The 15,036-nt window shown below is 61.3% G+C and carries 20 protein-coding genes; 8 read left to right on the top strand and 12 right to left on the bottom strand.

Annotated elements, in window-relative coordinates; all coding sequences use genetic code 11:
- From gltA to BGO62_RS02665, 4 genes are all read left to right on the top strand, one after another.
- Positions 1–835, top strand: an 835-nt coding sequence (gene gltA, locus BGO62_RS02680; protein ID WP_296639048.1) for a citrate synthase, incomplete at its 5' end; no start/stop codon positions are given.
- Positions 836–847: 12 nt separating this feature from the next.
- Complete coding sequence (locus tag BGO62_RS02675) at positions 848–3,559, top strand: 2-oxoglutarate dehydrogenase E1 component (RefSeq protein WP_296639046.1); 2,712 nt, start codon at positions 848–850, stop codon at positions 3,557–3,559.
- Positions 3,549–4,631: a dihydrolipoyllysine-residue succinyltransferase gene (gene sucB / locus BGO62_RS02670; protein ID WP_296639044.1), complete on the top strand. Its 1,083-nt coding sequence runs from the start codon at positions 3,549–3,551 to the stop codon at positions 4,629–4,631. The genes BGO62_RS02675 and sucB overlap by 11 nt, the downstream gene beginning before the upstream one ends.
- Positions 4,632–4,633: 2 nt before the next feature.
- Positions 4,634–5,467 carry an ABC transporter ATP-binding protein gene (locus tag BGO62_RS02665; RefSeq protein ID WP_296639043.1) on the top strand — a complete coding sequence of 278 codons (834 nt, stop codon included), beginning with the start codon at positions 4,634–4,636 and terminating at the stop codon, positions 5,465–5,467.
- A gap of 5 nt (positions 5,468–5,472) precedes the next feature.
- Here the strand turns inward: BGO62_RS02665 and BGO62_RS02660 are convergent, their stop codons facing one another.
- From BGO62_RS02660 to BGO62_RS02615, 10 genes are all read right to left on the bottom strand, one after another.
- Positions 5,473–5,817, bottom strand: coding sequence for a hypothetical protein (locus tag BGO62_RS02660; RefSeq protein ID WP_296639042.1), 345 nt, complete (start codon positions 5,815–5,817; stop codon positions 5,473–5,475).
- Between the two features lie 37 nt (positions 5,818–5,854).
- Positions 5,855–6,253, bottom strand: coding sequence for a VOC family protein (locus BGO62_RS02655; RefSeq protein WP_296639040.1), 399 nt, complete (start codon positions 6,251–6,253; stop codon positions 5,855–5,857).
- 25 nt (positions 6,254–6,278) lie between these two features.
- Positions 6,279–6,893, bottom strand: coding sequence for an alpha/beta hydrolase (locus BGO62_RS02650; protein ID WP_296639039.1), 615 nt, complete (start codon positions 6,891–6,893; stop codon positions 6,279–6,281).
- A 163-nt stretch (positions 6,894–7,056) separates the two neighbouring features.
- Complete coding sequence (locus BGO62_RS02645; protein ID WP_296639038.1) at positions 7,057–7,617, bottom strand: lipocalin family protein; 561 nt, start codon at positions 7,615–7,617, stop codon at positions 7,057–7,059.
- Positions 7,618–7,744: 127 nt separating this feature from the next.
- Complete coding sequence (locus BGO62_RS02640) at positions 7,745–8,098, bottom strand: DUF488 family protein (protein WP_296639037.1); 354 nt, start codon at positions 8,096–8,098, stop codon at positions 7,745–7,747.
- A gap of 13 nt (positions 8,099–8,111) precedes the next feature.
- Complete coding sequence (locus tag BGO62_RS02635; RefSeq protein WP_018077320.1) at positions 8,112–8,492, bottom strand: DoxX family protein; 381 nt, start codon at positions 8,490–8,492, stop codon at positions 8,112–8,114.
- 163 nt (positions 8,493–8,655) lie between these two features.
- Positions 8,656–8,976, bottom strand: coding sequence for a quaternary ammonium compound efflux SMR transporter SugE (gene sugE, locus BGO62_RS02630; RefSeq protein ID WP_296639032.1), 321 nt, complete (start codon positions 8,974–8,976; stop codon positions 8,656–8,658).
- Between the two features lie 298 nt (positions 8,977–9,274).
- Positions 9,275–9,886 carry a LysE family transporter gene (locus tag BGO62_RS02625; RefSeq protein ID WP_296639030.1) on the bottom strand — a complete coding sequence of 204 codons (612 nt, stop codon included), beginning with the start codon at positions 9,884–9,886 and terminating at the stop codon, positions 9,275–9,277.
- 74 nt (positions 9,887–9,960) lie between these two features.
- Positions 9,961–10,326 carry an N-acetyltransferase gene (locus BGO62_RS16330; protein ID WP_363923688.1) on the bottom strand — a complete coding sequence of 122 codons (366 nt, stop codon included), beginning with the start codon at positions 10,324–10,326 and terminating at the stop codon, positions 9,961–9,963.
- Positions 10,327–10,509: 183 nt separating this feature from the next.
- On the bottom strand, positions 10,510–10,638 hold the full coding sequence (locus BGO62_RS02615; protein WP_296639028.1) for a hypothetical protein: 129 nt from the start codon (positions 10,636–10,638) through the stop codon (positions 10,510–10,512).
- Between the two features lie 320 nt (positions 10,639–10,958).
- Between BGO62_RS02615 and BGO62_RS02610 the strand changes: the two genes are divergently transcribed.
- The gene (locus BGO62_RS02610) at positions 10,959–11,156 is read left to right on the top strand and encodes a hypothetical protein (RefSeq protein ID WP_296639027.1); all 198 of its coding nucleotides are present in this window, start codon (positions 10,959–10,961) and stop codon (positions 11,154–11,156) included.
- Entirely contained in the window at positions 11,089–11,520 is a 432-nt protein-coding gene (locus BGO62_RS02605) for a hypothetical protein (RefSeq protein WP_296639026.1), read from the top strand. The genes BGO62_RS02610 and BGO62_RS02605 overlap by 68 nt, the downstream gene beginning before the upstream one ends.
- Positions 11,521–11,878: 358 nt before the next feature.
- Here BGO62_RS02605 and BGO62_RS02600 read toward each other — a convergent pair whose 3' ends face one another.
- Both BGO62_RS02600 and BGO62_RS02595 read right to left on the bottom strand, forming a co-directional pair.
- Positions 11,879–12,445: a peroxiredoxin gene (locus BGO62_RS02600; protein WP_296639025.1), complete on the bottom strand. Its 567-nt coding sequence runs from the start codon at positions 12,443–12,445 to the stop codon at positions 11,879–11,881.
- A 179-nt stretch (positions 12,446–12,624) separates the two neighbouring features.
- Complete coding sequence (locus BGO62_RS02595) at positions 12,625–13,047, bottom strand: cupin domain-containing protein (RefSeq protein ID WP_296639024.1); 423 nt, start codon at positions 13,045–13,047, stop codon at positions 12,625–12,627.
- A gap of 141 nt (positions 13,048–13,188) precedes the next feature.
- On the opposite strand from BGO62_RS02595, the gene BGO62_RS02590 reads away from it, so the two are divergent.
- Both BGO62_RS02590 and BGO62_RS02585 read left to right on the top strand, forming a co-directional pair.
- A complete protein-coding gene (locus BGO62_RS02590) occupies positions 13,189–14,160 on the top strand; it encodes a LysR substrate-binding domain-containing protein (RefSeq protein ID WP_296639022.1) in 972 nt (323 codons plus the stop codon).
- Positions 14,161–14,454: 294 nt separating this feature from the next.
- A partial coding sequence (locus BGO62_RS02585; protein WP_296639021.1) for a transposase DNA-binding-containing protein occupies positions 14,455–15,036 on the top strand: 582 nt, incomplete at its 3' end.

The raw sequence follows: 15,036 nt of genomic DNA, 5'->3' as shown, positions 1-15,036 counted from the left end.
CCCGCGTCATCGTGAAATCGTCGCGCACCGCCTGATTGCCAAGATCCCCACGGTGGCGGCCTGGGCCTACAAGTTCAACGAAGGCCAGCCCTTCGTCTATCCGCAGAACCACCTGTCGTACGCCGAGAACTTTCTGCACATGATGTTCTCCACCCCGTGCGAGCCCTACCAACCCAATCCGGTGCTGGCGCGCGCGCTCGACCGTATTTTCATTCTGCACGCCGACCATGAGCAGAATGCCTCGACCTCGACCGTGCGGCTGGCCGGCTCCAGCGGCGCCAACCCCTATGCCTGCGTCGCGGCCGGCATGGCCTCGCTGTGGGGGCCGCTGCACGGCGGCGCCAACGAGGCGGTGCTGAAAATGCTCGACGAAATGGGCGACGTCTCGCGCATTCCCGAATACATCAAGCGCGCCAAGGACAAGACCGACGCCTTCCGCCTGATGGGTTTCGGCCACCGCGTCTACAAGAACATGGACCCGCGCGCCCGCATCATTCGCCAGACCTGCTACGAAGTGCTGGACGAACTCGACCTGCGCGACGATCCGCAGTTCAAGATGGCGATGGAACTCGAGCGCATCGCGCTGGAAGACGACTACTTCATTTCGCGCAAGCTCTATCCCAACGTCGATTTCTATTCCGGCATCATCTTCCGCGCCATGGGGATTCCCAGCAGCATGTTCACCGTGCTGTTCGCGCTCGCCCGCACCGCGGGCTGGGTGGCGCAATGGAATGAAATGCTCGCCGATCCCGCCCACAAGATCGGCCGTCCGCGCCAGCTCTATACCGGTGCGACGCGGCGCGAATACGTGCCGCTGGATCGGCGCGGTGCCTGAGCAGGCAGCGCGTTGGCCGACCGCTTCGACATGAACGAACCCGACTGGCGCCTGACGTCGCCGCTTTACGCCGGTAACGCGGCGTATCTGGAGCAGTTCGGCGACGATGCGCTGACGCCCTGGCTGAACCGGCCGTTGCCGGGCGCGCCAGCCGCATCGGATGCCGCCCAGGTCGCGGTGCTGCGGCTGATCAATGCCTACCGTTATCTGGGCGTGCGGCAGGCCGAGCTGGATCCGCTGCGGCGTTTCGAGCCGCCGCCGAGCCCCGAACTCGACCCGGCGCACTACGGCCTGACCGAGGCGGACCTGACCCGCGAGTTCGAGACCGGATCGCTGTTCGGGGTGGGTCGCACCACCCTGGCCGATATTCTGCAGCGCCTGAACAGCGCCTACTGCGGCCATGTCGGCGTGGAATACATGCACATCACCGACGTGGCGCGCAAACGCTGGCTGCAGGAACGCATCGAAAGTGCGCAGGGGCGTTTTGGCGTGTCCACCCAGCTCAAGATGCAGCTGTTGAAGCGGCTGACCGATGCCGAGACGCTGGAGAAATTCCTCCACACCCGCCATGTCGGGCAGAAGCGCTTCTCGCTGGAAGGCGGCGAAAGCCTGATCCCGCTGCTCGACCAGGTGATCGCGCGCTGCGCGCGCCACGGCGCCAAGGAAATCGTCATGGGCATGGCGCATCGCGGGCGCATCAACGTGCTGGCCAACATCATGGGGCGTCCGCTCGAAAGCCTGTACGAAGAACCGGCGAACGGCGACGCGGACTCGCCGCTGTCGGGCGACGTCAAATATCACCAGGGCTTTTCCACCGATATTTCCACGCCATACGGACCGGTGCACCTGGCGCTGGCGTTCAACCCCTCGCATCTCGAGATCGTGCATCCGGTGGTGCGCGGCTCGGTGCGCGCGCGCCAGGACCGGCGCGGCGACGTGCTCGGCTACGAAGTGGTGCCGGTGATCCTGCACGGCGACGCCGCGCTGTCGGGGCAGGGCGTGGTGATGGAAAGCCTCAACATGTCGCAGACGCGCGGCTTCCGGAACGGCGGCGCGATCCATGTGGTGATCAACAACCAGATCGGCTTCACCACCTCCGACCCGCGCGACGTGCGCTCGACGCTGTATTGCACCGACGTGGCGAAAATGGTCGAGGCGCCGGTGCTGCACGTCAACGGCGACGATCCCGAGGCGGTGGCGTTCGCGGTGCAGACCGCGGTCGATTACCGCTACACCTTCCACAAGAACGTCTTCATCGATCTGGTGTGCTACCGCCGCCACGGCCACAACGAGCAGGACGAGCCGCTCGCCACCCAGCCGCTGATGTATCGCCGCATCCAGGCGCACCCCAGCACGCGCACCCTGTATGCGCAGCGGCTGGTGGATGAGGGACTGCTCGATCAGGCGCAGGCCGACGACCTGGTCGATGCCTGCCGCGCGCGGCTGGAGCACGGCGAGTCGTTGAGCGCGCCGGCGCTGTCCGATTTCAAGCAGACCTATGCCACCCACTGGGAGCGCTTCAAAGGCCGCCCGGGCGACGTGTCGACTGCCGTGCCGGCCGCCCGGCTGGATTTTCTGGGCGACCGCATCACGCAGCTGCAGCACGAGATCGAGCTGCACTCGCGGGTGCAGAAAGTGCTGGACGACCGCCGCCGGATGCGCGCGGGCGAACTGCCGGTGGACTGGGGCTACGCCGAAAACCTGGCCTACGCCAGCCTGCTCGACGCCGGCCACAACGTGCGGGTGTCGGGCCAGGATTCGGCGCGCGGCACCTTCTTTCACCGTCACGCGGTATGGCACGACCAGAAGCGCGAGCGCCGCCAGAGCGGCGTCTACGTTCCGCTTGAGCATATCCACAACCAGCAGGGCGATTTCACCATCATCGATTCGCTGCTGTCGGAAGAGGCCGTGCTGGCGTTCGAGTACGGCTACGCCACCGCCGACCCCGACACGCTGGTGGTGTGGGAGGCGCAATTCGGCGATTTCGCCAACGGCGCGCAGGTGGTGATCGACCAGTTCATCACCAGTGGCGAGGCCAAGTGGGGGCGGCTGTGCGGACTCACGCTGCTGCTGCCGCACGGCTTCGAGGGGCAGGGGCCGGAGCATTCGTCGGCCCGTCTCGAACGCTATCTGCAGCTGTGCGCGCAGGACAACATCCAGGTGTGCGTGCCGACGCTGCCAGCGCAGCTGTTCCATCTGCTGCGGCGGCAGATCGTGCGCCCGCTGCGAAAACCGCTGGTGATCATGAGCCCGAAGAGCCTGTTGCGTCATCCGGCCTCCACCTCGTCGCTGGCGGACCTGAGCGGCGGCGCGTTCCTACCCGTGATCGACGATCCGCGCGCGCCGCGCGATTGCAAGCGCGTGGTGGCGTGCAGCGGGCGGATATGGTTCGACCTCGAAGCGGCGCGTGCCGCGCGCGGGCTGGAGGATATCGCGCTGGTGCGCATCGAACAGCTCTACCCCTTCCCCGAAGCCGAATTCCGCGCCGTGCTGAACGCCTATCCGCAGGCCGACACCTTCGTCTGGGCGCAGGAAGAGCCGATGAACCAGGGCGCGTGGTTCCAGACCCTGCACCATCTCAACCACTGCGCGCCGAACGGCCGGCGCTTCAATTACGCTGGCCGCCCGGCTGCCGCGGCGCCGGCGTCGGGTTATGCCTCGCGCCACCGGGCGGAACTGGACGCGCTGCTGAACGATGCGCTGGAGACTTCGTATGAAAATTGACGTGCGTGTGCCGACCCTGTCCGATTCGGTCGCCAGTGGCACCCTGCTGCCGTGGCGCAAGCAGGTGGGCGAGACGGTGGCGCGCGACGAAACCCTGGTCGATCTGGAAACCGACAAGGTGATCCTGGAAATCCCCGCGCCGGCGTCCGGCACGCTGCTCGAACTGCGCAGGGAGGAGGGCGCGGTGGTGAAGGCCGACGAGGTGGTGGCGGTGATCGAGACCGGCGAGGGCGTGGTTGCCCCCGCGCCCTCGCCCGCGGCGCAGGCCGCGCCGCCGCCGGCTGCAGCCGTCACGCCTGCGGCGAGCATGGCGGTGCCGGCAAAAGCCGGCGTGCCGTTGCCGGCGGCGCCGCAGGCTCCCGTCGCCGCGCCGGGCGAAAGCCGCCGCGAACCGCTGTCACGCCTGCGCCAGCGGGTGGCCGAGCGCCTGGTCGCGGCGCAGCACACCGCCGCCATGCTCACCACCTTCAACGAGGTGAACATGCAGCCGGTGAACGAATTGCGCCAGCGCTTCAAGGCCGAGTTCGAGGTGAAACACGGCGTCAAGCTCGGCTACATGTCGTTCTTCGTGCGCGCGGTGTGCCAGGCGATGCAGCAGTTTCCCGTCGTCAACGCCAGCATCGACGGCAACGACATCGTGTGGCATGGCGACGTCGACATCGGCATCGCCATCTCCAGCCCGCGCGGGCTGGTGGTGCCGATCCTGCGCCGCGCGCAGACGCTGTCGGCGGCCGCAATCGAAGCGGCCATCGCCGATTTCGCCCGCCGCGCGCGCGAGTCCAGGCTCACCCTCGAAGAGCTGTCGGGCGGCAGCTTTTCCATCACCAACGGCGGCGTGTTCGGTTCGCTCTTGTCCACCCCCATCCTCAACCCGCCGCAGTCGGCCATCCTCGGCATGCACACCATCCAGCAACGCCCGGTCGCCGAAAACGGCCAGGTGGTGATCCGCCCGATGATGTATCTGGCGCTGACCTACGACCACCGGCTGATCGACGGCCGCGACGCGGTGCAGTTCCTGGTGGCGGTGAAGGCCGCGCTGGAAGCGCCGGAAGCGCTGTTGAGCGAAATCTGACCATGCCGCCCTTGCAAGAGAACCACACGGACACCCTGGTCGAGATCCGCGACCTGCATTTCTCGTACGAAAACAATCAGGTATTGAAGGGGATCAATCTCGCCATCCCGCGCGGCAAGGTCGTCGCCATCCTCGGCGTCAGCGGCTGCGGCAAGACCACGCTGCTGCGCCACGTGGGCGGCCAGCTCAGGCCGTCGCGCGGCAGCGTGGCCTTCGACGGCCAGCTGGTGCACGAACTGAACAACGCCGATCTCTACGCGATGCGGCGCAAGATGGGGATGATGTTCCAGGTCAGCGGGCTGTTCAGCGACCTGTCGGTGTTCGACAACATCGCCTATCCGATGCGCGAACACACCGACCTGCCGGAAGAGGCGATCCACGATCTGGTGTTGATGAAACTGCACGCCGTCGGCCTGCGCGGCGCCCACGCTCTGCGCACCGGCGAACTGTCGGGCGGCATGGAGCGCCGCGTGGCGCTGGCGCGGGCGATCGCGCTCGACCCCATGCTGATCATGTACGACGAGCCTTTCGCCGGCCTCGACCCGATCTCGCTCAACACCATCGCCAACCTGATCCGGCGCCTCAACGACGCGCTCGGGCTGACCTCGGTCGTGGTGACCTACGACGTGTCGGAATCGCTGAAGGTTGCCGACTACGTCTATTTCATCCACGACGGCGTGGTGGTGGCCGAGGGCAATGCCGCCGAGATGGCCGGCTCAGCCGACCCGTTCGTGCACCAGTTCGTGCATGCGAAGCCCGACGGGCCGGTTGCCTTCCAGTACCCGAGCCGGCCGTATCCGGAAGAACTGGAAATCAAGCCAGCCGCACCCTGGTAGCCTGCCTATTCCTCCAGCAGTGCGACCGTGGCGCTGGCCGTCGCCGGATCGATGTCGAACTGCACCACGCAGTATTCCGTCTGTTCGTCGATGGGCGTGGGATCGTCCGCGCAACTGCAGCCGGCAATCACCCCCGTGTAAAAAATCCCTGCCTTGACGCGGATCAGGCCGGACTCTTCGCGCGCGCTGATCGGCATCGCCTGGAAAGGCCGGTCCGTGACGTGGCTGCTGATGGCGAGGCCCTGTTGCAGCGGTAGATGCGCGGCATCCAGGCGTTCGATTTCCCGCTTGAAAACAGCCTCGAACCCGGGCGTTCTCCAGGCATGCAGCGAGTCGGGCAGGTGGATCATGGACGGGGCTCCTTATGCGGTTGGGACGCCAGGTCGTTCAGATATGCGGAAAATCTGGATTATGCGCAATCTCCCAGACAAATCCATCCGAGTCGGTGAAATAGCCGGAGTAGCCGCCCCAGTCGGTCGGCTGTCCGGGCCGGGTGACGGTGCCGCCGCAGGCGGCAACCCGGGCAAGCAGCGCATCCACTTCCGCCGGCGAGCGCACGTTATGCGCCAGCGCGAAGCCGCGAAAGCCCGAGCCTTCCGCTGCGAGGCCGGCGTCGGCGGCTAGGCTTTCCCGCGACCAGAGCGCAAGCCAGGTTTTCCCGAGTTCGAAGAAGGTCACCGACGGCGGCGTCTGCAGCCGCGGCAGGCCGAGACACTCCTGGTAGAAGCGGGTGGCGCGTTCAAGATCGGCCACGCCGAGGGTGATGAGACTGATGCGTGGCTCCATGGCGTTCTCCCGGGTGAGTGTGCGGTCAGGCCAGCGGTTTCAGGAAATTCAGCATGTCGTCGAAAACCTGCTTCGAGTTCATGATGAAGGTGTGGGTGGAAGGCACCTTGACCGATTCCGCCTCGAAGCGGCCGGTGGCTTCGGACACGCCGAGAATGCAGTCGCTGGCTTCCATGCCGAACGGCAGCCAGGGCGCGCGCGGGCAGCCGACGCCCGCATAGATCCGGGTCGGCATCGACGGCATCGGCAATTGCTGCATGAACGATTCGAGCGCAAGCAGCTGGCCCATTTCGCCCGTCAGCCATCGATACAGCCGGAAGCGGGAAAAAAACCGGGCGGCCCTGCAGGCAACCAGCGGTGGCGCCAGGAAAAAGCAGGCGGATGGCGCCCGGTTTTCCAGCTGGCCGAGCGCTGCCCGGATGATCACCGTTCCCAGCGAATGCCCCACCAGCGCGTAGTTCCCGCTGTCAACCCGGCGATCGATCAGCTTCACCAGGCGCGCAACCGCCCCCTGCAGGGTTTCAAATGCGGGAACGTAGCCGAACAGCAGGGGATTGTGGCCGGCACGCCGTAATCGCCGACGCAGCCGCGCCATCGAGAGGGGGGTTCTGCCCATTCCATGAATCAAAACCAGGTCCATGCGTCGGTGAAAAGCACTGTGTGGGTTGCAGAAGAAGCGGAACAAGGCCCGGACCGGCTTTCCCTGCCATGCCCGGCGATGGTATCAAGCGGGAGCGCGGCGGTGTCGGCCTGAACGGCGCGCAGCATGACGGGCACGGCGGATTCTCTTTTCCGTCGACGCCTCATTCCCCGCTGGCAGGCGCCATGGGCGTCAATGCACCTCCGGCGTGCGGGGTTCTCAGGAACGCCTGCCGGTCGAAGCCAAGCGCTGCGGCCCGATTCAACAAGGCTTCCAGCGTCGCCTCGTCGAGCCTCGGCTGCCTCGACAGTATCCATGCGTATTTTCGGCCGGGTTCGCCGACCAGCACCCAGCGGTAGCCCGGATCGAGCGCCAGGATCCAGTAGTCGCCATAGAAGGGGCGGAAGAAACTGACCCGCAGCTTGGCGCCATGGCTGCCCGCCACGACCCTGGCGATTCCGTCGGCCTGCTTGATCGTGCTGTCTGCCGTGCGGCAGCGATTCACCACTGCCACCTCTTTTCCTTGCGGACGGTACAGCGCCTGGGTATCCGATGCGCACATCGCCTGAAAGCTGTTTGGCAGGCGCGCAATCTCGTACCAGGTGCCGTAATAGCGCTCCAGGTCGACAGCCTGAACCGTCGGAAGCGGCGGGTGAGGGGTCGTGGAGCATGCCGCCAGCAAAGCGGCGGCGCCAAGGCTGGCGAGGTAAAGGGGATTTTTCATGGTCCGATGCCCGAGGCGAGTGCCGGCCTGCGCGGCGCCATTCTCGGTCTGTAATTCGATAAAGTTGGATGACCCGATTGACCGCCCAGGGCGCCGAGCGTTCCGGGCGTGGGGATGGCGGATTGCGCTAGCGGCCACGGGCAAGAATGATGGCTTTCAGGGCCACGGCGTCGTTGAAGCGCTCTTCCTTTGCGCCGAACAGCAATGTCACGGGGCGCGTGCCGGCCAGTTCGGCCAGCTGCGCCAGCGCCGCCGGCTGCTGGCGCAGCTCCTGCCGGTAGCGCTGCCTGAATTCGTCCCACTTTGCAGGGTCGTGATTGAACCACTTGCGCAGTTCGGTGCTGGGCGCAAGCTCCTTCAGCCATAGATCGACGCGGGCCTTTTCGCGGCTGAGGCCGCGCGGCCACAGGCGGTCGACCAGAACCCTCGCGCCGTCCTCCGGCGACGGGGATGCGTAGACGCGCTTGACGTGGAGGTCCATTCGGCTGTCCGCGTCAGCCGCCGCGTTTCGCATCCACGCTGAATGCGCCGGCGCCGTGGACGTAGAGCATCAGCAGGCCGCCCCCCATGGCAAGGTTCTTCATGAACATGATCGTCTGGGTCTGGTCGCCGAAGTTGGCGTGGAAGAGCAGGGCTGAAACAATGCTGAATGCTGCCAGCGCAAGCGCAGCCCAGCGCGTGAGGAAACCCGCGATCAAGGCGAGGCCGCCGCCGATTTCCAGCGCGATGACCAGCGGCAGCAGCATGCCGGGCAGCCCCATGGCCTCCATATAGCCCTGCGTTCCGATGTAGCCGGCACCGAGTTTGCCCAGCCCGGAGATGAGGAAAATATGCGCGAGAAGAATCCGTGCGAGCAGCGTGATTGCGTTGTTCATGAAGCCCTCCCTGTCGAAAAAAGCGCCGCCCCATCGCCGACCCCGGCGCACCCGCCCGAGGGGCGGGCCAGCACTCTCCCAACCACTATAGTCACTCCGCAGACAAGCGGGCACTTGCGCAAGTCGAGCCGCGCCCCCGGCGGGGCCGTCGGTGCCGCCGCGGTCAGGCAGGCGTCGCCAGCTTCAATCCGACAATGCCCGCCACGATCAAGGCAAGACTGAAAATCCGTGCCGCGTTCACCGCCTCGCCCAGCAGCACGATGCCGAGCAAGGCGGTGCCGACAGCGCCCACGCCAACCCAGACGGCATACGCCGTGCCAACCGGCAGTGTGCGCATCGCAATGCCGAGCAATATCAGGCTCGCCACCATCGCCGTCGCGGTTCCAACGGTCGGCCAGAAACGCGTAAAACCGTCGGTGTACTTCAAGCCGATTGCCCAGCCGATCTCGAGCAGTCCTGCGACAAACAAAATGGCCCAGTTCATTCAACGAATCTCCTTTGCACTGGGTCGTCCCATGGTCGAAGCGAGTATGTGGGGTCGTCCCCACGTCGCGGATGGCGGCGTCTTGCTTGACGGGCGGCGCTCGCTGCTGTTCGCCCACGACGGCAATTGCCCGTCGCCTGCCTGCTCCGCGCCTACCGACGCCATGCTTGAAAGCGGCCTCTTCGCCATGATCCGGTGACATCCCAAAAAACCGTAGCGTATACGGGCATATCGTTCGAGCCAAGCGGGACCACCGGCGTGGCACTCTGCTAGAGCAATGGGTTAGGCGTCGCGGCGTTCAGCTACGGAGTGGAAGTGCCACGCCAATTGCCGCAAACAAGCCACCGCAGGCTCGGTTGAACCGGCGCCCGACGCGGCCGAGCCAGGGGCGGATTCTGCTTGCCGCGCTGGCAAGCATGTACTCGGTGAGCACCTCGGTTGCCACGAAGGTGCCTGCCAGCACGGCGAACTGCAGCACAAGACTGCGGCCCGGATCGATGAAGTGCGGCAGAAAGGCAGTGAAAAACAGCAAACCCTTTGGATTGGTGGCCGCCGACAACGCGCCTTGGCGGAAGAGCGACCAACCCGTTGCCAGTGGGCGCGACTCGCCCAGATCAACGGCGATCGGCGGGGAGCGCCAAACCTGAATGCCCAGCCACACGAGGTAGGCGCCGCCAAGCCACTTGAGCACGGCGAGCCAGACCACCGACGACTTGATGAGGGCGCCAATGCCGAACATTGACAGGGCGATGATCATCACGAAGCCAACGGCTCCCCCGAAGATGGTGAACAAGGTCTTGCGCCGGCCGTGCAGTGCCCCGTGAGTTAGCGCGAGGAGTCCGTTCGGGCCCGGCGAAAGGGAGAGCCCGATCGAAGCAACGAGGTAGACGAGCCAGGTATCGAACTGCAAGGGACTGCCTCCGTGACGACTAACGTGGAGCCAAGGAGCGGCGCGCTTTTGCGCCATCCCGCTTGAGCGCAGAGCTATGCATGAGCCATGATGTAGCTGCTGGGCGTTTCACCTTCAATATTGAAGCCATATCTTTCATAGAATTTCTTTGCCTCATCATTGATTTTGAATACCTCCAACCCGATGCCTTTGGATTGCTCATTGCCCGACGCAATAACAGACTCAAGCAGCTTGCTTCCGATACCCTTCCGCTGGTGATGAGGATGAACAACGATCATTCTTATGAACAACTGGCTGCCCCGATTTTCGACATGGGAATACCCAACCAACTCGTGTTCTTTGTGTACCAACGTAATGCCTTTTGGATCGAAGTGAGCGGAAAAATCATTTCCCTGCCACTGTTCATCCCAACCCCATATTTCAGAAATGTAGCCGCGCATTACCAAGCAATACAATTGGTAGATGGCTTCTCTCTCTGTTCGTTCAGCTTTCCGGTAAGAGTAAATCACGATGATGATTTGTATGCATAACGTGTAGCTTGAGGGGCGCGGAAACAGGCGGCGAAGCCGGCTGTTGGAGCGTCCCTCTCGAAGCGTTTGTTAGGTTTCATCATTGCTTTTTCATCATTGCTTTTCAGGATTGCGGATTCTTTTGACTAGAGAAAAATTGACAAACAGCATAAGCGCCATTGTGAGCAGCCATGCTACCCCTGTTACCGCCAGAAAAAAGAGGCCATCATCGCCCAGAGCCATTCCCTGTGCCGCCGTAATCAAGTACATGAAAGGGGCTAAGACCAAGCAGGATGCAAATATGGCGACGTATGTCGTGCGAATAACATCTTTGAGTCTTCCGCGAAATTTCTCACGTAGCCACTCTGCACTCCACACAAAAGCGAACGTGGCTACGGTTACGCCCGTCATGCTGATTAAGGTTCGGAATGCTAACTCTCCCCACGGGGCCATAGACTGAAACCTAACGTAGAGCTAACCGGCGGCGCTTTAGCGCCGTCCAGCGACCGAAGGGAGCGAGGTTGAGCGCCGGGTTAGATTTGACAACGAGAGCAGAGGAGGACATGAAAAACGAAATTGATGCAAAAGAATGGTTTGTTGAATTTATGAAAGCGAAGAAAACAGTTTGTCCGCCACCTGTCGAGCAACATCGGTTGCAGCAGGAGTCGCGCCACCAGAAACAAGAAGCCCGGCTTGGATTTGCCCAAAGAGTTGGTCGAAAACTACGCGCACTTTTTCGGGGTGCGGATGTTCAGCGATAAGTGCCTCGACAGCACACGAAAGAACAATCAACTGGACTGTGGCGAGATCGTTGTGATTTACGGACTTGATGTTGTTTTCCATAGCAGGGCTTATGTGATTAATAGGGAATCTAACGTAGAAGTGAGCGGCCTGCGCGGCTTTTCGCGCAGGTCCGCTCGACTGCCGGGTTGGGGGTCGGGCGACCAGAACCCATTGTTTGAGCTGCGCGGACCGGACGGCGCGGTGTGGATGCTCTACGAAGACGGCAGAGCCACTGGTTTTCCAGATGGCACCGTGATTGTGAATAGAGCGAAGCCACAGCTTGACCTACTGCGCGGACGGATAAAAAAGTTCGAGGCAGCGTTGATCTCCGACCAACAATGACAAGCGCCCCTCCTTCTTTGGTTTTTCGCATGGTGTGGCGCCAAACATCTTTGCAAGGGCAGAAGCGCCAGGCGAGAAATAGACGGTCTCTATATTTTTCTCAATGTCGTACCGGGAGAACACGGCCATATCAGTTGGCTGTCCAGCGGCAGCGAACAGCGGGAGAAATGCCTCTTGAATTTGGCGGGTCGGAGCGAATGCGGCGACGCCATCGCCAAGGTCTTTTGAGTACCACTGTGTCATTCCTTATGCCTCCGATGAGTAAATGCGGGATGGAACATGTGACCCCCAACGTTCAAATTCACCCGACGGTGGAAGCGGGCGAAGCCCGCTGTAGCCGGTCGGGTGGAATGCAGTGTTAGGCATCGTTGTTCTTAAGCCACGCGATGACATTGGCAGCATTTTCATTTGGCGGAAAAACCGGATAGAACACTTTGCGTATCGAACCGTTTTTAATTATGAGGGTGAGCCTTTTGATGAGGTGTAAGGCGTTGTATCTGAACGTAGGCAGCCTCAATGCAGTTGCCAACTCAAAACTGCTGTCGCTCAACAACTCAAAAGGCAAATGGAGGCGTTGAACAGCTTCTTTCTGGTCTTCCGATGATTGCGAGCTGACGCCATATACCTTGGCCCCTAAATTGAGAAGGTCGGAATGATGGTCACGAAACGAACAGGACTGTGGCGTGCATCCTCTTGCGCCGGGGATCTCATTCCAGCCGACCATCGGAGGTGCGTCCGGCCTCCCTGTCATGGGATAAAAGTAAACGACGGATATTCCACCCTCAAGCCCAAGGGTTATCTTGGCACCTGAGGTTCCTGTCAGAGCGATGGCAGGTATATTCATCCCTTCCAGATGGGCACACGCACCATCATCTTCAGGGACAGGCAAGTCATCTGGCAGAACAAGCAGATTCCGTGTGTTCATTTGTTTCCTTTAGAGCCTAACGTTCGCGTTCAGCCGCCGCCGAAGGCGGTCGGCTGCGACGCGTTGTTATGCGGCATTTGCTTGTGTACTTCATGGGCCTCTGCTTTTTTGCTTACGGCCAAAAAGCGGCTGGTCGCGATTACATTTTCTTTTCGTGATTAAGAGGCGAAACCTTCTATTCAAGGCTTTCGGATGGATCTTCCTTTACCTTTTTCAGCCACGATGAACTCCAGCCATCGAACACCTTCAGTCTTACTAGGGTTCCAATGGGAATGAGTGGTGCCGGCCGGAACGAGCAGGCTGTCACCGGGTTTTAGGGTAATGGGTTTCTTGCCCTCCTGCTGGAAAACTGGTGTCCCAGAAACTACATAGAAGGTGACCGCCGCCGGATGAAAATGGCGACGGTTGACACCCCCTGGCTCGTACTTCACATCTATGACTGTGAAATCCAGATTCGCTGTGCCGTCCACTCCGCGTACTATGAGATCTGTAGGTGTTACCCCAGATTTTTGTGGGATGTCTTTCGGATCTTGTGCGTGAGCTACAGACGCAGCTAGAGCCGCCCCGAGTAAGGCCCCGATGAGTTTAGTTAGTCTGTTCATTTTCAATCTCCATTTCGATGAGTGGTAATTCACGCAAGTCATTATAGCTGATCTGATATAATCTAGTTATCGAATTTATCGAGATAGATATAACCAAATGGTTTCATCCAGAACAAGCCATATGAATACTGTGGAGACGATATGAATACTGTGGAGACGATTGCTAGGCGAATCACGCTGCGTGAGTTGAGGCTACTTCTAGCGGTTGCGCGATCAGGCAGCATTCTGAAGGCTGCGAATGAAATCGGCCTTACTCAACCGGCGTTATCGAAATGCATTGCGGAACTGGAAGGTGCATTCGGTGTGCGGCTGTTCGACCGCACCAACCGCGGGGTCACGCCGACACCGCACGGCGAGGTTCTGTTACGCCGGGCAACTGGAGTTTTTGAAGAGCTGCGTCAAGCCGTAGATGAACTGGGATTCCTAACAGATGGGAGTCGTGGCGAGTTGCGTATCGGCGGTACACCAACCATGTGTGCCGGTCTGCTACCCCGCGCTATTAGCACCGTCCTAGATCAACGCGCCAATTTCCGATTTCACATCGCAGAACTTGAATCGGGACAATTGGCGAGCGAGGTGCTTACTAGATCACTCGATTTCGGCATAGGTCGAGAACATAATGCCGGCAACAATAACAATCTAGTATTCGACCGACTGTTCGATGATCGACTGTTTATCGTTGCGGGCGCGAAACATCCATTGGCGACCCGACGATCAGTTACCCTGGACGAAGTAGCCCGTCACCAATGGCTACTGCCAGCGACAGACGGTTCAATGATATTGCAGTTGAGAAATGAGTTTCGCCGGCAAAAAATAGAGTTGCCGAAGTCTGCAGTTACCACGATGTCCATGCTCGTTAGGCATGAGTTGATAGCGACGAACTGTTTCCTTACGGTGATGTATGGGTCGGCGCTTCGGTTCGGGAATGCGCCACGGTTTCTGCGCGTTCTGCCATTGGATGTGAGAACAGGGATACCCATTGGAATAATTCGTTTGAAGAACCGTACGCTTGCCGCAAGCGCCGAGTTGTTCATGGAGACTGTTCGAGAAATCGTGCGCCCCATGAGTTCAATAAGCGCGACGCAGTTACGGCGTGAAGCGCATGTAGGGTAGTAATGGCGTTTCGAGTGAATCTGCAAACGTCTGCTTTAGAGAAAACTGACTGCCCGGATCGGGTCGATAGTGGCCATTACGCGATGATGCTTCTTGCCGCATAACGTGCAATATACACCTTGAAAGGTGTATATATAGATTCAAGCAGGGTGTATAAAACCGGAATGAGCTTAATCATCTATTTGATTTGTATGATTTATAATTATTAATAGGGGGATATATGCATCCCATTACACACAACTTCAATGCCTCACCGTAACATGCTGACTTCTCTGGTAATACGAGGTTTGCGTGATGAGCTGGGCGGCGGAGGAGTTCAAGGATATCGATCTCGGCGACAGGCGTCTGGACAAGCGCACGGTGCTGCTGGCCGAGCGCATGGCCGCCAATCCGATGGCCAGCATTCCGCAAGCGTGCGGAGGCTGGGCGGAAACCCAGGCGGCGTATCGCTTTCTGTCCCAGGACGACGTTGAATGGGAAGCCATCCTTGCGCCGCACTGGCGCAGTTCCGAGGCGCGCATGCGCGCCCATCCCGTCGTCCTGTGCCTGCAGGACACCACGGAACTGGACTTCAACGGGCAAGGCATTGCCGGTCTGGGACCGCTGTCCTATGAAGCGCAGCGTGGCATGTACGTCCATCCCACCTACGCGGTTAGCCCGGAACGGGAACCCCTGGGGGTGCTGGATGCCTGGATGTGGGCGCGCGAGCCCAAGGACGCGGACGGACAACGGGGCGGCCTGCTGGAAAGCACCCGCTGGACGGAAGGCTACATGCGCATCGCCGAACTGGCGGCCAGCCTGCCGGACACCCGTCTGGTGTACGTGGCGGATCGGGAGGCCGACATCGTGGCCCTGATGGCGCAAGCCCGCGATCTG

Origin of the sequence: Thiobacillus sp. 65-1402 (genome assembly GCF_001897685.1) — a bacterium.
Lineage (GTDB): Bacteria > Pseudomonadota > Gammaproteobacteria > Burkholderiales > Thiobacillaceae > Thiobacillus.
The sequence above is the reverse complement of the archived record's forward strand: the minus strand, read 5'-3'. Positions and strand labels throughout refer to the sequence as shown.

Excerpts from the sequence above, each read along its gene's own strand:
- sucB (WP_296639044.1), top strand. The coding sequence starts at position 3,549 with ATGAAAATTGACGTGCGTGTGCCGACCCTGTCCGATTCGGTCGCCAGT.
- BGO62_RS02665 (WP_296639043.1), top strand. The coding sequence starts at position 4,634 with ATGCCGCCCTTGCAAGAGAACCACACGGACACCCTGGTCGAGATCCGC.
- BGO62_RS02660 (WP_296639042.1), bottom strand. The coding sequence starts at position 5,817 with ATGATCCACCTGCCCGACTCGCTGCATGCCTGGAGAACGCCCGGGTTC.
- BGO62_RS02655 (WP_296639040.1), bottom strand. The coding sequence starts at position 6,253 with ATGGAGCCACGCATCAGTCTCATCACCCTCGGCGTGGCCGATCTTGAA.
- BGO62_RS02650 (WP_296639039.1), bottom strand. The coding sequence starts at position 6,893 with ATGGACCTGGTTTTGATTCATGGAATGGGCAGAACCCCCCTCTCGATG.
- BGO62_RS02645 (WP_296639038.1), bottom strand. The coding sequence starts at position 7,617 with ATGAAAAATCCCCTTTACCTCGCCAGCCTTGGCGCCGCCGCTTTGCTG.
- BGO62_RS02640 (WP_296639037.1), bottom strand. The coding sequence starts at position 8,098 with ATGGACCTCCACGTCAAGCGCGTCTACGCATCCCCGTCGCCGGAGGAC.
- BGO62_RS02635 (WP_018077320.1), bottom strand. The coding sequence starts at position 8,492 with ATGAACAACGCAATCACGCTGCTCGCACGGATTCTTCTCGCGCATATT.
- sugE (WP_296639032.1), bottom strand. The coding sequence starts at position 8,976 with ATGAACTGGGCCATTTTGTTTGTCGCAGGACTGCTCGAGATCGGCTGG.
- BGO62_RS16330 (WP_363923688.1), bottom strand. The coding sequence starts at position 10,326 with ATGCGCGGCTACATTTCTGAAATATGGGGTTGGGATGAACAGTGGCAG.
- BGO62_RS02615 (WP_296639028.1), bottom strand. The coding sequence starts at position 10,638 with ATGGCTCTGGGCGATGATGGCCTCTTTTTTCTGGCGGTAACAGGGGTA.
- BGO62_RS02610 (WP_296639027.1), top strand. The coding sequence starts at position 10,959 with ATGAAAAACGAAATTGATGCAAAAGAATGGTTTGTTGAATTTATGAAA.
- BGO62_RS02600 (WP_296639025.1), bottom strand. The coding sequence starts at position 12,445 with ATGAACACACGGAATCTGCTTGTTCTGCCAGATGACTTGCCTGTCCCT.
- BGO62_RS02595 (WP_296639024.1), bottom strand. The coding sequence starts at position 13,047 with ATGAACAGACTAACTAAACTCATCGGGGCCTTACTCGGGGCGGCTCTA.
- BGO62_RS02590 (WP_296639022.1), top strand. The coding sequence starts at position 13,189 with ATGAATACTGTGGAGACGATTGCTAGGCGAATCACGCTGCGTGAGTTG.